Below are 12755 nucleotides of genomic sequence, written 5' to 3' on the forward strand. Positions count from 1 at the left end.
CGATAGGTCGTTCGTGGGCCTGGATTCGGCATGGTGTGGACTCCTGAAGTGGTAGTTCAGGGTGTCCACTAAAGCGTAGGAACTGTCCCGTCCGCTTGGATGAGTGGTTAGGCCCTACCTTACAGCCTATTTGTTGAGGCTTATAGCAAGACCGGAAAACAACAAAACCATGAAGCACGAAAGGCCGAGCAGCAGTCTTTTGCGTGCGATTCGGTACGAAGAAAGCACAAGAGGGTCCAATGCTTGAGCTGAAATTTTGCCAGCTTGGATAGCTTGGAAGGCCCGATAGTTACCGTTGACTGGAGACAGCGAAGGCCGCCCGGCCGCGAGCAATTTCTCGTAAAGCCCAGGATGAAATTGCCTGAATACCTTTCCGAAGCGATGAAGCGAAATGAAGTACATCACATACAACGGCAGAATTGCCGCCAAAGCGAGAAGGAAAATAGCTGGGACTATAGAGCTCATCTGCACATGCGGGCCTAACGCTATGTAGATTTCAAAGTGCAGTGTAATCCTGCAGCCTATCCCCGGCGGTCAACTTTTTGTGGCGCGTCTTTGGTCTACATAAATCAACGACTTGGGGTCGTTGCTGCAGCCTAATCACGCCATCTAATCTCGCCATGTTGAAATCCAGGGACTGGAGAAGATGATGGCATTCTTTCGGGCGGCGGGGAAAGGCGGGTTGGCGAGCGGCAAGGCGCCGCCGAAGTTGCTGGATCAGGTGCGTCATCGCATGCGGCGACTGGGCATGGCCAGGCGCAGCGAGGAAGCGTACGTCGGCTGGATACGGCGGTTCATTCTCTTCAATGACAAGCGCCATCCTGCTGATCTGGGTACGTTGGAGGTCGAGGGTTTCCTGACGTCGCTGGCGGTGCAGGGCAATGTGTCGGTATCAACACAGAATCAGGCGCTTTCGGCGTTGCGGAAACCCCGGCCAGAGTGCATTTTCGAACGTCAGCCACTGGCCGATCACTGTCCTTCGATTCTGCCGGGTGGCGCCACCGCCGAGCTTCGGAAGTCCTGCGCACGAAGCTGGTCAATTGCGCTGGCGAAGGCGAACAGTTGCCTGGTGTTTTGCATTCGATCAGCCCCTGTCGCCATCCGGCTGCCAGTGAAATACCTCGTCGACGCGCTTGCCGAACACATGGGCGATGCGGAAGGCGGCGTCGAGCGAGGGCGAGTAGCCACCTTGCTCGATCGCGGCGATGGTCTGGCGGGTCAGGCCCACGCGCTTGCCTAGTTCGGCCTGGGTCATTTCCTGCGCCAGGAAACGCAGCAGCTTGACGTCGTTGGCGATCGGCTCAGTGGGCATGACGTGGCTGCCGGTAGCCGCGCACGATCAGCACGTTGCGGACGGTTTCGGTCAGCACGATGAAGAACAGCGCCGCATTGACCAGTTCCCAGCCACTCTTGTTGAACGGCATGACCATGCCGACCACGATGAGACCTGTCAGCAGGATGAAGTAACCAATGCGCGACGCGTAGCGGTCGATGGCATGGTCGCGCTCATCCTCAAGCAGGCTTTCGCCGGCTTCCCGGTGCTTCATCACCAGCAGTCCGGCGATATAGCCCGCCGCGTGCAGGCTGGCGATCAGCGCAAGCAGGCCGAAGCGTTCCAGCAGGGACGCCATGAAATCGGGAAACCCGATGCGCAAGATGAAGTAGATGACATAAACCGGACACATGCTCCAAAGCGTGAGCCAGGCGCGCTTCTCGAGAGGTGACATGGCATGACCTTGAGTTAGTAATGGTAGACGCAATGTCAATTATTACAAACATCATGTCAATAGTTTTTTCCTAGACACAGGACGGCATAAAGACGGCGCAGACGGAGTGCGCGGCCGTTGGGTATGGCTGTTACAGCGCGGCAGTTTGGTGGGGTGCAGTGCCGGTTGCGGGGTTTGTCACGGTGGGACCGTGCACCACGGTCAGCTCGATGTCTCCGGCCTGCTGCGATTTCATCAGGTCAATCTTCAACTGCCGGATGTCGGCGTGCGGGTGTACCCGGGTCAGGCAGATCGCACGATTACGGCCGCCGGATTTCGCCTGATAGAGGGCCAGGTCGGCGACGGCAAGGGCGGCTTCCCAATCCTGGTTTGGAAACATGGGAAAGCTGACTGCGCCCAGCGATGCCGTTACCTGGATATCACGGTCGCCTGTCGGTATGGGCGTGCCTGCAATCGCGTCGAGCACGTTGCGCGCCAGGGCGGGCAACGCACTGGCCGGCGTGTGCGGCAATACCAGCACGAACTCTTCGCCGCCCCAACGCGCAACGGTGTCGTCCTGTCGCAGCAAATGGCACAGGCGTTGCGCGACCGTCACCAGCACGGCGTCGCCACTGGCATGGCCCTGGCCGTCGTTGATCTGCTTGAAAAAGTCCAGGTCCAGCAACAGCAGGCTGATGCAGCTGTGTTCGTGTTCTCCGGAGTTCGAGCGTCGGCGTCGAGGTGGTTGTTGCAGGCGCTGGAGCAACTGCTGTACGTGGCGCCGATTGGCTACACCGGTAAGCGGATCGGTCGTTGATTGTTCGGCCAGTGACGCGTTGGCGACGGCCAGCGAGCGATTGGCCTGGCGCGTGCGGCGAATCGATCGCATCAATACGGTGGAGCCGATTGCCAGCATCAAGGCCAAGGCTGCCCACAATCGATTGCGCCAGGACTCTGCCGCCAGTTCCGCCTGCTTGAGCGCGTTCTGGGCGGAAAGCTGGGCAATTTGCTGAGCCTGTCGTTCGGCGGCGTATTTTTCCTGAAGCTCCAGAACGGCTTTTTGCCGCTGTTGCCGGGTCAGGTCACTTTCCAGTGTGTCGGCCTTGCGCAGTTCGGCCAGCGCCTCGCGGTAGCGATCTGCCCGCTCCAGCACGCCGACCAGTTCCCGGGTGATGCCGACGATGTATTCCTTCTGCCCGCGGCGCTGCGAAATGGCAATCGCCTGGCGGATATCGGCAATGCCTTCGTCAACCTTGCCCAGACGCGCCAGCGCGAGGCCGATATTGGTCAATGGCGCAGCGCGCTGTATGTCCAGCCCGTTGTCGCGAGCCAGTTGCTCTGCCTGACGTGCGTAGTCGAGCACGCGCCCTTCCTGCCCGGGTTCCGACAGATAGAGGTCGGACAGGTTGTTCAGGCTGAGCACGTGCAGGGTGAGCAGGTCCGGGTCGTCGCGGGAGAGTGCCAATGAGCGCTCTATCGCCATCCGCTGTCGCGTGCGGTCACCGGCCAGCGAATAGATGTGCCCCAGATCCAGGCTGACCTGGGCCATGACGGGCCGGAAATTCATGGCCGCGGCCCGCGCATAGGCTTCCTCCCCCAGTGTGCTGGCACGGGTCAGGTCGCCCAGATCGGCATTCATCCAGACCAGGGCGCTTTGCAGACCCACGGCGGCCGCGGCGTCACCACGTTCCTCGGCAAGTTTCAGCGCCTGCATCGTGTATTCGATGCCCGTGTTCAGCTTGCGATCCTGAGCCTGGTTGTTGCCCAGCAACGCATAGAGAAGCTCTTTGCCGATCGGATCCTCGATATCGGGCAGCAAGGCGGCGGCCCGGTCGAAATAGGGGCGTGCCGCCGGAGCGGAGATGTCGTTCAGCGCAAGCCGCCCTTGCGCGAGCAACGCATAGAACCGGCAGGGCAGGCAGGCATCCTGCTTTCCCATGTGGTCCATGGTGATCAGGCTCGAGCGAATCTGTTCTATCTGGCTGCCTTCCATGGCCAGCTTGAGCAGCGCCCGCTGGTAACGCAGCCGATCGGCCAAGGGCGCGGACGGGCCTGGAACGTCACTGGCCTGTCGCAGCCGGTGCATTGCGGCAGGCGTGCTTTGATAGCCCTGATCCTGCAGGTCACGCAGGACCTCGGTCACGGTTTCGGGAGTGCGCGCCAAACTGGGTTCCATCACGCACAGCAAGCTCAGGCACAACCATGTCAGGGCGATTTTCATGCAGCACTTATCGGCGCATTGTCAGGAATCTTGAGTCCGTTCCGACATGCCCGGCTTGCTCGCGGACAGCAGGATGGTCGGCACCCAGGGGCCGCCCCACCACATGCGCCAGCCCAGCGAACGACGTTCGGTGCGAATGCCGAGCCCGGCCAGATGCTTCTGGTACTGACGGCCTTTGGAGATGTCGGCAATCAGCAGTTGTCCGCCGGGGCGGAGCACTCGCCATGCCTCCGCAAGTGCGCGTTCGCGCTCGCGACGGTCGCTGATGTTGTGGATCGCCAAGCTGGAAATCACGATGTCGAAGCTGGCGTCGGCAAACGGAAGTTTGCACATGTCGGCGGTTTTCAATGCCACGCGATCGGCGACGCCCTCGACCTCCGCGTTGCGTGCGGTCACTGCCAGCGCGTTCCCCGACTGATCCTTGTTGCTCCAGATATCGATGCCCACGGCTTCACCGCGAGGCAGCCGGACGGCGGCCATCAGCAGCACGGCGCCGCGCCCGCAACCCAGGTCCAGAAGGCGTTCGTCCCCGCGCCAGTGCTGCGCGTCGAGTACCTCATGCCACACCGCGAACTTGCCGCGCAACGTGGTGTGCAGATACAGGGCCAGAATCATCAGGAGGATGGTGGCGCTGAACCACCAGCCACGGAACGGCGAGAACACGATCATGCCGACGCAGGCCAGCAGTCCAACGGCCATCAGCGCGGGCACATAAGGTGCATCCATGCCGTAGCGTCCCTTGCGGGATGGAATATTCATGCAGGCTCCGATGGCGGCAGGTTCGGCAAGCCATTCTTTGGCCTTTGTCGCGCCGAAGATAGTGACGCGTGTCATGCGGCGATCGGTGGGCGGTCGGGTGCGGACGTCTGCTCGTCCGGAACCACTACAATGGGTCTCCGGCCAACATGAGCGTTGGTGTTCGGCCGGCTTCCCTGTTTCGCGCTGCCGATGCTGTCTCGCACGCTGCGCATTGCCTTCGGAAAAAACCATGTTCTCGCTGATTCGTCGTTGTCTGTTGACTGGCCTGCTGGTTCTGGGCGCATCGCTGCCGCTGTTGCTGCTGGCCAGGGACACGCCGAGCGTGGGTCAGCAGCGCGAAGACGTGTTGTTCTGGAGCCAGGCCGAGCACACCGCGCGTTTCTCGCGCATGTACGAAATATTTCCCGCCGACCGCGTGGCGCATGGCAGCCATGTGCACGCCTTGCCGCAGGGTGGGGCGTTGGCACTGAAGTGGGATGACGCGACCACAGTGGCCGGTTACATGGCCGCGCATCACCTGGCTGGCGTGATGGTGTTGCAGCATGGCCGCATCCGGTTGCAGCGGTATGCGCCGGGTTTCGATGCCGACAAGCGCTGGACCTCGTTCTCGGTGGCCAAGTCGGTTACCTCGACCTTGCTCGGCATCGCGCTGCGCCGCGGCGACATCCACAGCATGGATGACACGCTGGACACCTATATTCCGCAGCTGCGCGACACCGCCTACGCCAAGGTCACGGTGGAACAACTGCTGACGATGACCTCCGGCGTGCGCTGGAACGAGGATTACGCCGATCCGAAGTCCGACGTGGCGCAGATGTACCGCAGTGCCTGCGAGAACGGCCAGCCGCATGTGATCTCGTATCTGGCCAGGCTGCCGCGCGAATTTCCGGCCGGCACGCACTGGAACTACAACACCGCCGAAACCGACCTGCTCGGCATCCTGGTGCAGCGTGCGACGAAAACATCGCTGGCAGATTACCTCTCGCAGACGATCTGGAAGCCGTACGGCATGGCGTCCGACGGGTACTGGCTGAAGGACGAATGCGATGGCAGTGATACCGGTGGCAGCGGTCTGTCCGCCACGCTCGCCGACTACGCGCGGATCGGCCAGTTCATGCTCGATGGCGGAAAAATCGACGGCCAGCCGGTGATCGCCGAGGCGTGGATGCATGGCGCCATGCGCAAGCAGCAGGATGTGGCCAGTCCGGGCCACGGCTACGGCTATCTGTGGTGGACCGATGCGGACGGCAGCTATGCCGCGATCGGGATCTTCGGCCAGATGGTGTATGTCGATCCGGCGCGGCAACTGGTGATCGTGCAGGTCGGCGCCTGGCCGGACGCGACCTCGAAGGCACTGGTGGCATCGCGCCGGGCGTTCGTCGAAGCGATCCAGCGCGCGGTGGATGCGGAGCCGGCTGCCGCGACGGCCAGCAAGTGACGCGTCAGCGTCGGGTCGCCAGCACGCCATCCAGTGCGAGCTGGGCCTTGAAGCCGGCCTTCTCCAGCCGCTTCTCGACTTCGCGTGGCACATCGCGACCGCTGGTCAGCTTGTTCGGGCTGCCGGTGTAGTGGAACAGGCGGCCACCGCGACGCAACACTCGCGCGAGCTGGCCATAGAACACCTGCGAGTAGAGTTCGCCGGCAATGCCGAAGCGCGGTGGATCGTGCAGCACGGCGTCCACCGAGCCGTCCGCGACCTGCAGGATCGCCTGCGCCACATCGGCATGGGCCAGTTGCAGGCGACCGCCGTTGGCTGGCGCCGCGGGATCGGGTGACCACGGATTGAGCGTGCGCAACCACAGCACGTCGGCATTTTTCTCGAACGACTGGATGTGCGCCACGTCCGCTTCCAGACAGCACGCCGCGAAGTAGCCCAAGCCGCCACAGGTGTCCAGCACGCTCTTTCCGCGCGGTTCGATCAACGCCACCTTGCGCCGGGCATCCTCGAACGGTGACTCCTTCGAAGTCGGCAGCATCTTGATGCCGTCGATCTCGAACGTGGGCGCGCCCCATTCAGTGGGTACCAGCTTGATCAGCGAGCCGGAGTAACGGGCGACCGGCGCAAATTCATCACCATCCCAGTAGTAGAGGGTGCGGTCCTTCAGTTTTTCTGGATAGGGATAGCGCTGGCCCAGCCACTCCCACGCATCGGGCGACAGCGCGGCGGTCCCTTCCGACCTGCCCAGATCCAGCGAACCGCGCCAGGCGCCATCGCCGGCATCGCGGGCAGCCAGCAACGTCTCGGCAAGCGGACGGGTGAGCAGGGGGCCGGTGTAGTGCGACACGAAGGATGATCTCCGGGGACTGTGCAGGGGCCGCCAGGCGGCGAAAGGCTGGCATCGTAACCGACTGGCGCGGGTGAGGTGATGGGTCGGGTTCGGATCGGAACCAGGCGACCGCGCGATGCGCGGGCACGGCCCGGCAAGCCTGGCGCAGGTGTTGTGGGGCGACACGGGCTTCCTGCCGTGAGTCTCCGGGGCGACCTGCGCCACCGGGATGACGAAAGGTTTGCGCGTCGTGTCGATTTGCGGGATCTCCGTTCGTTGCCTGACAGGCAGCGACAGAAGTGGCTGCGATGCGGGCTGACATGGCCCATTCACCCGAACTTGCCGGAGCCACAACGATGCAGTTTCTCTCGATGATCCGAATCAATGAAAACAGCGGCAAGCAGCCGGACGAACGGCTGATGAGCGACATGGGCAAGTTGATGGAGGAAATGATGACGGCCGGCGTACTGCTCGACACCGCGGGGCTGATGCCGACCTCGGCGGGAAAGCGCTTGCGCTTGCGCGACGGAAAGATCAGCCAGACCGACGGCCCGTTCACCGAAACCAAGGAGGTGATCGGTGGTTACGCGGTGCTCGAGGCGCCATCGATGCGTGAGGCGCTTGCCGCCTCCCGGCGCTTCCTCGACGTGCATGGCCCGGGCTGGGACATCGAGTGCGAGTTGCGCGAGATCGTGCGCCATCCCGATGGAACCTGTGGCTGACCGGCCGCCGGCCACCGCGCGTTGCGGCTGATCGCGGCATGGCATGCGCCGTCATGATGAGGTGGCTTTCACTCCCGGAATGATTCACTGACCGCCCCGTTCCCGGACGATGGCCCATGAAATCGATAGTCGCCCTGGTCAAACGCACCGTGACGTCGGCGTTTTCCGCGTTCGGCGACGACGAATTGATGACGCGTGCGGCGGCGCTGGCGTTCTATTCGTCAGTGTCGTTCGCACCGGTACTGATCTTGTTGGTGTGGATGCTGTCGATCCTGCACAGCGACGGCCAGCAGCAACTGGCCGAGATGTTGACCGGCATGATCGGCACCCGGGCATCCGAGGCCATCCAGGCGGTGGTGGCGAGCGCGCGTGAGCATCCGCACGGCGGAAACATCGCGGGCATGGTCGGCATCGGCGTGACTTTGTTTGGTGCTTCGGCGGTGTTTGCCCAGTTGCAGGGGGCGCTCAACCGGGTCTGGCGGGTCGAATCCCAGCCTGGCATCGCGATCGGTGCGTGGCTGCGCGCGCGGGCACGCGGGCTAGCGCTGCTGGGTGGCATCGGTTTCATGATGATCGTGACCTTCGTGCTGTCGGCGATCGTGCAGTTGGTGGTACCCGGCGACACGCGCGCATGGGCGATCATCGAATACGTGCTGTCGGCGGTGGTCTTCGTGCTGGCGTTCGGTGCGATGTATCGCGTGCTGCCGGATGCACGGATCCACTGGCGCGATGCCTTGCAGGGCGGTGCGCTGACCACTCTGCTGTTCCTTGCCGGCAAATGGGCCATCGGTTTGTACATCTCGCACAGCGATGTCGGCGGCGCCTATGGCTCTGCCGGTGCGCTGGTGGTGCTGCTGACGTGGGTTTTCTATGCGTCGGTGATCGTGCTGATGGGCGCCGAGCTGACGCATGCCTTGATGGTGGCGCGTGGAGAACGCACGCAACCGGCCAGGCACGCCGTGGAACACGAGGAACGATAGGCCCGCTTTCACGGCAATGGCGGGCCGGCATCAAGCCGGTCGGGCGCGGCCACCTTCTGCGTGCTGCGAAGCAGGCTGTGATGCAGCTCATGCAGCGCCGTCAGCAGCTGTTCGGGCTCGCGCAGCGCCTTGCGTGCCAGGCCGATGCTTCGGCGCACCTCGCCGTGAGCGATGCCCTGGTCGAGCAACAGGAGCGCCGGCTCGATGCAGGCGGTCAATGCGTCCACCCAGTCCGCCGGTTGCACCGCACGCCACCGGCGCGTGACCAGACGGCTGGCCCGGAACGCCGGCGCGAGCTCTTGCACTGACGCCAGCGCGCTCAGGATCTCGCTACGGGGCCGCACTGGCGTGGCCGGATCGAACGCGTCGGCGAGGATCGCCAGTATATCGGCCAGACGCCGCCGCAGCACGGCCCTTGAGCGCACCGGATAGACCAGCCAGGCCGAGGCCACACCGAGCAGCGCGCCGATCACGATCTCCTCCAGTCGCGGCCACAGCATCTGCGCCGACGAGCTGCCCTCGAAGCCTTGCAACAGGGCCAGCGCCAGGGTGACGAACAGCGCCCACCAGGCATAACCGAGCGGACGCAACCAGATGCCGATGAAGACGGCGCCGAGAATCAGCGCGACGGTGACTCGGTCGTGGCTGCCCAGGTGCACGGTGAAGCTCAGCGCCAGCAAGGTGCCCGCTGCCGCCCCCAGCACGCGCAACACGCTTTTGTAGGCCACGTCCAGCCGTCCGCGATTGCCGCTGTTGACGATGAAGGCGGTGAGCACGATCCACGCCCAGCGCTCGGCGAAGAACACGTAGCCGATCACGAACGACAGCACCAGCGCCACCGCCATCTGCAACGCCATCCGCGTGCTCGCCACCGGACGCAGCGCGCTCTGCCGGCCTGGTGCCACGAAAACGTGGGGCCGTGCGGTACGCGCGGACGGCAGCAGGTGCAAGCCACGACCCAGCGCATGGAACAGCGCCACCCAGCCCAGCGCAAGCAGCGCCACGATGATCGGCATGAGCACCGCCATCAGCGGGCCGAGATGGCGGGCCGGTACATGCGGCGTGGTCAGGATCACCACCAGTGGCAGCGCGAGCAGCGAACCGGCGCGACGCGCAGCGGCCCCGAATCGGCGCAGCCATATCGAAAGAAACATGCCCGCCACGAACACCGCGGCACCCAGCCAGGGCGTTCGCAACAACAGCAGGCCCACGGCCGTGGCGAGCAGGCCCACGATCGGCAGCGCCACGGCGGCTTCGAGTCGTCCGCGCAGGTCGCGATCGAGGTGACTGCGCGAAAACGACAGGCACAGCACCACGGCGAGCACGGCCGGGCCGGGCTCCGCCGTCATCGCCAGTGTGCAGCCGAGGGTGGCCAGCATCGCCAGCATGGTCACGACCGCCTCGCGTCCCGCACTTGCCAGCGTCGACACGCGAGCCACCGCGTCGTCGCCGAGGTGCGGGTGGCCGGAGTTGTCGTGGGCGAGCGTCATTCGGGCATAGAGTAGTCGAGCCGACAGCGGCGCGAACACGGGGGAAGATGAGTGCATATCATTTTGGTGGTGGGCGTCATGCTGGTCGTGCTGCTGTTCGGGCAATCACTGGAACGTAAGGCGTTTGGGGGCGATCCGCAGCGGAAGGAACAGTTTCGCCAGCGCATGTTTGCCTGGAGCTGGCGCGCGGCGGGTATCGCGGTGGTGGTGGGCATCTTGCTGGCGCTGTGGCTGCATGGCGCTGCGCCGCATTGAGACGAAGGCTCGCCTGCGCTCCATCGTTCGCCACCGCCGCTTGTCCGGCATGGCTGCATGAGGTGCTTTTCTGTATGTTGGCCTCTTTCCCGCTGCCAAGGCCCGCCGCATGACCGCAACGCTGGAACACCCGGATCACCTGCGACGAAGTCTCTCCAATCGGCACCTGCAACTGATCGCCATCGGCGGCGCCATCGGCACCGGTCTGTTCATGGGGTCGGGCAAGACGATCAGCCTGGCCGGGCCGTCGATCCTGCTGGTCTACCTGATCATCGGCGTGATGCTGTTCTTCGTGATGCGGGCGATGGGCGAGCTGCTGCTGTCCAACCTCGAGTACAAATCCTTCATCGATTTTTCCACCGACCTGCTCGGTCCCTGGGCCGGCTTCTTCTGCGGCTGGACTTACTGGTTCTGCTGGATCATCACCGCGATCGCCGACGTGATCGCGATCGCCGCCTATACCCAGTTCTGGTTTCCCGGGCTGGCGCCGTGGATCCCCGCGGTGCTTTGCGTACTGCTGTTGCTCAGTCTCAACCTGGTCACGGTGAAGCTGTTCGGCGAGATGGAATTCTGGTTTGCGCTGATCAAGATCATCGCGATCCTGGCGCTGATCGCCACCGGCTTCGCGCTGGTTGCCTGGGGCTTCACCTCGCCGACCGGACACAAGGCCGAGGTGGCCAATCTGTGGAATGACGGCGGCTTCTTCCCGAAGGGGCTGAGCGGATTCTTCGCCGGCTTCCAGATCGCGGTGTTCGCCTTCGTCGGCATCGAACTGGTCGGCACCACGGCGGCGGAAACCGCCGATCCGAAGCGCAACCTGCCCAAGGCGATCAACTCGATCCCGATCCGCATCATCATCTTCTACGTGCTGGCCCTGGTCGCGATCATGATGGTCACGCCGTGGCGTCTGGTGGAACCGGGCAAGAGCCCGTTCGTGGAACTGTTCGTGCTGGCCGGCATTCCGGCGGCGGCCAGCCTGATCAATTTCGTGGTGCTGACCTCGGCCACGTCATCGGCCAACAGCGGCATCTTCTCCACCAGTCGCATGCTGTACGGCCTGGCCGAGGAGAAGCATGCGCCGAAGCTGTTCGCGCGCCTGTCGCGCGCGGCGGTGCCGTCGCTGGGCCTGCTGTTCTCCTGCGTGTGCCTGCTGCTGGGCGCGGCGCTGATCTACCTGATTCCCGACCTGATCACTGCGTTCACCCTGATCACCACCTTGTCCGCGATCTTGTTCATGTTCGTGTGGTCGCTGATCCTGTTTGCCTACATTGCCTATAGGCGCAAGCGGCCGCAGTTGCATGAAGCATCCATCTACAAGATGCCCGGTGGCGTGTTCATGTGCTGGGTCTGCCTGGCGTTCTTCATGTTCGTGCTGGTGTTGCTCAGCCTGCAGGCCGACACCCGCGAAGCGCTGATCGCCAGCCCGGTATGGTTCGTGCTGCTGGGTATCGGCTATGCGTGGAAGGGGCGTCGTGCGCGTCTGGGCTGAGTCGATGCTCACGACCATAACGAGAGGCATGACCGCGGTGCTTTTCGGCTGGCTGGCGATTGCCGGCATGCCTCGTGCGGTGGCGGCCGAGGTGCCGGCGCATGCCACGTTCACCATCGACTCGACGGTGTTGAGCGAGGTACGCCACATCAACGTCTACACGCCGCCGGATTACCTGGCGGCGACGGCGACGCGCTACCCGGTGCTGTACATGCTCGACGGCGGGTTGGCGGAGGATTTTCCGCATGTTGCCCGTGATGTCGATGCGGCGATTCGTGCCAACCGGATGCGCCCGATGATCGTGGTGGGCATCGAGAACACCGAGCGTCGACGCGACATGACCGGTCCCACCACGGTGGCCAGTGATCGCGCCATCGCTCCGCATGTCGGTGGCTCGTTCGCGTTTCGCGAGTTCATCGCGGACGAGTTGATGCCACAGGTGCGCGAGCGCTATCGCACGAATGGCAAGACCGCAATCGTCGGCGAATCGCTGGCGGGCCTGTTCGTCGTCGAGACGTTCCTGCTGCAACCCAGCTTGTTCGACACGTATGTCGCGCTCAGCCCCAGCCTGTGGTGGAACCACATGGCGCTGGCGCGCGGCGCCGATGCGCGCCTGAAGGCATGGCCGGGCTTGCGAAGGACTCTGTACTTCGCCACCGCGAGCGACGATGACATCGGCGACGCGAGCGGGATGATGCAAACGGCACTGCACACGACCGCGCCGCAGGGACTGCACTGGTCGTACCAGGCATGGCCTGAGCTGCATCACGACAACATCTACATCAAGGCTTCGCCTGCGGTTTTCCGGCAATTGTTTCCACCGGAATAGGGCGCGGCATCCACCGCCATGGCTGTCGGGGTTTCTT

General features: G+C 63.7%; 13 protein-coding genes and 1 pseudogene. 7 read left to right on the forward strand and 7 right to left on the reverse strand.

What is annotated here, in order from left to right; genetic code table 11:
* Window positions 1-126: 126 nt before the first annotated feature.
* Window positions 127-465 (reverse strand): hypothetical protein, encoded by a 339-nt coding sequence (locus ACVWWQ_RS00005; RefSeq protein ID WP_133950876.1) that lies wholly within the window; start codon window positions 463-465, stop codon window positions 127-129.
* 184 nt (window positions 466-649) lie between these two features.
* Here ACVWWQ_RS00005 and ACVWWQ_RS00010 point away from each other — a divergent pair.
* Window positions 650-922, forward strand: a pseudogene (locus tag ACVWWQ_RS00010) (phage integrase N-terminal SAM-like domain-containing protein); the annotation flags it as partial.
* 162 nt (window positions 923-1084) lie between these two features.
* On the opposite strand, the gene ACVWWQ_RS00015 reads toward ACVWWQ_RS00010, so the two are convergent.
* The 4 genes from ACVWWQ_RS00015 to ACVWWQ_RS00030 form a co-directional block, all read right to left on the reverse strand.
* A complete protein-coding gene (locus ACVWWQ_RS00015; protein WP_099652437.1) occupies window positions 1085-1312 on the reverse strand; it encodes a helix-turn-helix transcriptional regulator in 228 nt (75 codons plus the stop codon).
* Window positions 1302-1727, reverse strand: coding sequence for a DUF2178 domain-containing protein (locus tag ACVWWQ_RS00020; protein ID WP_099652436.1), 426 nt, complete (start codon window positions 1725-1727; stop codon window positions 1302-1304). The genes ACVWWQ_RS00015 and ACVWWQ_RS00020 overlap by 11 nt, the downstream gene beginning before the upstream one ends.
* A gap of 130 nt (window positions 1728-1857) precedes the next feature.
* Complete coding sequence (locus tag ACVWWQ_RS00025) at window positions 1858-3927, reverse strand: GGDEF domain-containing protein (protein WP_133950874.1); 2070 nt, start codon at window positions 3925-3927, stop codon at window positions 1858-1860.
* A 21-nt stretch (window positions 3928-3948) separates the two neighbouring features.
* The gene (locus ACVWWQ_RS00030) at window positions 3949-4686 is read right to left on the reverse strand and encodes a class I SAM-dependent methyltransferase (protein ID WP_133950872.1); all 738 of its coding nucleotides are present in this window, start codon (window positions 4684-4686) and stop codon (window positions 3949-3951) included.
* Between the two features lie 229 nt (window positions 4687-4915).
* Between ACVWWQ_RS00030 and ACVWWQ_RS00035 the strand changes: the two genes are divergently transcribed.
* Window positions 4916-6124 carry a serine hydrolase domain-containing protein gene (locus tag ACVWWQ_RS00035; RefSeq protein ID WP_133950870.1) on the forward strand — a complete coding sequence of 403 codons (1209 nt, stop codon included), beginning with the start codon at window positions 4916-4918 and terminating at the stop codon, window positions 6122-6124.
* Between the two features lie 4 nt (window positions 6125-6128).
* Here the strand turns inward: ACVWWQ_RS00035 and ACVWWQ_RS00040 are convergent, their stop codons facing one another.
* Entirely contained in the window at window positions 6129-6971 is an 843-nt protein-coding gene (locus ACVWWQ_RS00040; RefSeq protein ID WP_133950868.1) for an SAM-dependent methyltransferase, read from the reverse strand.
* A 338-nt stretch (window positions 6972-7309) separates the two neighbouring features.
* Here ACVWWQ_RS00040 and ACVWWQ_RS00045 point away from each other — a divergent pair, with 338 nt between their 5' ends.
* Window positions 7310-7675, forward strand: coding sequence for a YciI family protein (locus ACVWWQ_RS00045; protein ID WP_099652432.1), 366 nt, complete (start codon window positions 7310-7312; stop codon window positions 7673-7675).
* A 116-nt stretch (window positions 7676-7791) separates the two neighbouring features.
* Entirely contained in the window at window positions 7792-8655 is an 864-nt protein-coding gene (locus tag ACVWWQ_RS00050) for a YihY/virulence factor BrkB family protein (protein WP_099652431.1), read from the forward strand.
* Window positions 8656-8663: 8 nt separating this feature from the next.
* On the opposite strand, the gene ACVWWQ_RS00055 is transcribed toward ACVWWQ_RS00050, so the two are convergent.
* Window positions 8664-10145: an FUSC family protein gene (locus ACVWWQ_RS00055; protein WP_166669764.1), complete on the reverse strand. Its 1482-nt coding sequence runs from the start codon at window positions 10143-10145 to the stop codon at window positions 8664-8666.
* Between the two features lie 51 nt (window positions 10146-10196).
* On the opposite strand from ACVWWQ_RS00055, the gene ACVWWQ_RS00060 reads away from it, so the two are divergent.
* From ACVWWQ_RS00060 to ACVWWQ_RS00070, 3 genes are all read left to right on the forward strand, one after another.
* Window positions 10197-10400 carry a hypothetical protein gene (locus ACVWWQ_RS00060; protein WP_133950863.1) on the forward strand — a complete coding sequence of 68 codons (204 nt, stop codon included), beginning with the start codon at window positions 10197-10199 and terminating at the stop codon, window positions 10398-10400.
* Window positions 10401-10509: 109 nt separating this feature from the next.
* On the forward strand, window positions 10510-11889 hold the full coding sequence (gene cycA, locus ACVWWQ_RS00065) for a D-serine/D-alanine/glycine transporter (protein WP_133950861.1): 1380 nt from the start codon (window positions 10510-10512) through the stop codon (window positions 11887-11889).
* A 28-nt stretch (window positions 11890-11917) separates the two neighbouring features.
* Window positions 11918-12718 (forward strand): alpha/beta hydrolase, encoded by an 801-nt coding sequence (locus tag ACVWWQ_RS00070; RefSeq protein ID WP_457383255.1) that lies wholly within the window; start codon window positions 11918-11920, stop codon window positions 12716-12718.
* Window positions 12719-12755: the final 37 nt, after the last annotated feature.

Source organism: Rhodanobacter sp. TND4EL1, assembly GCF_054061035.1.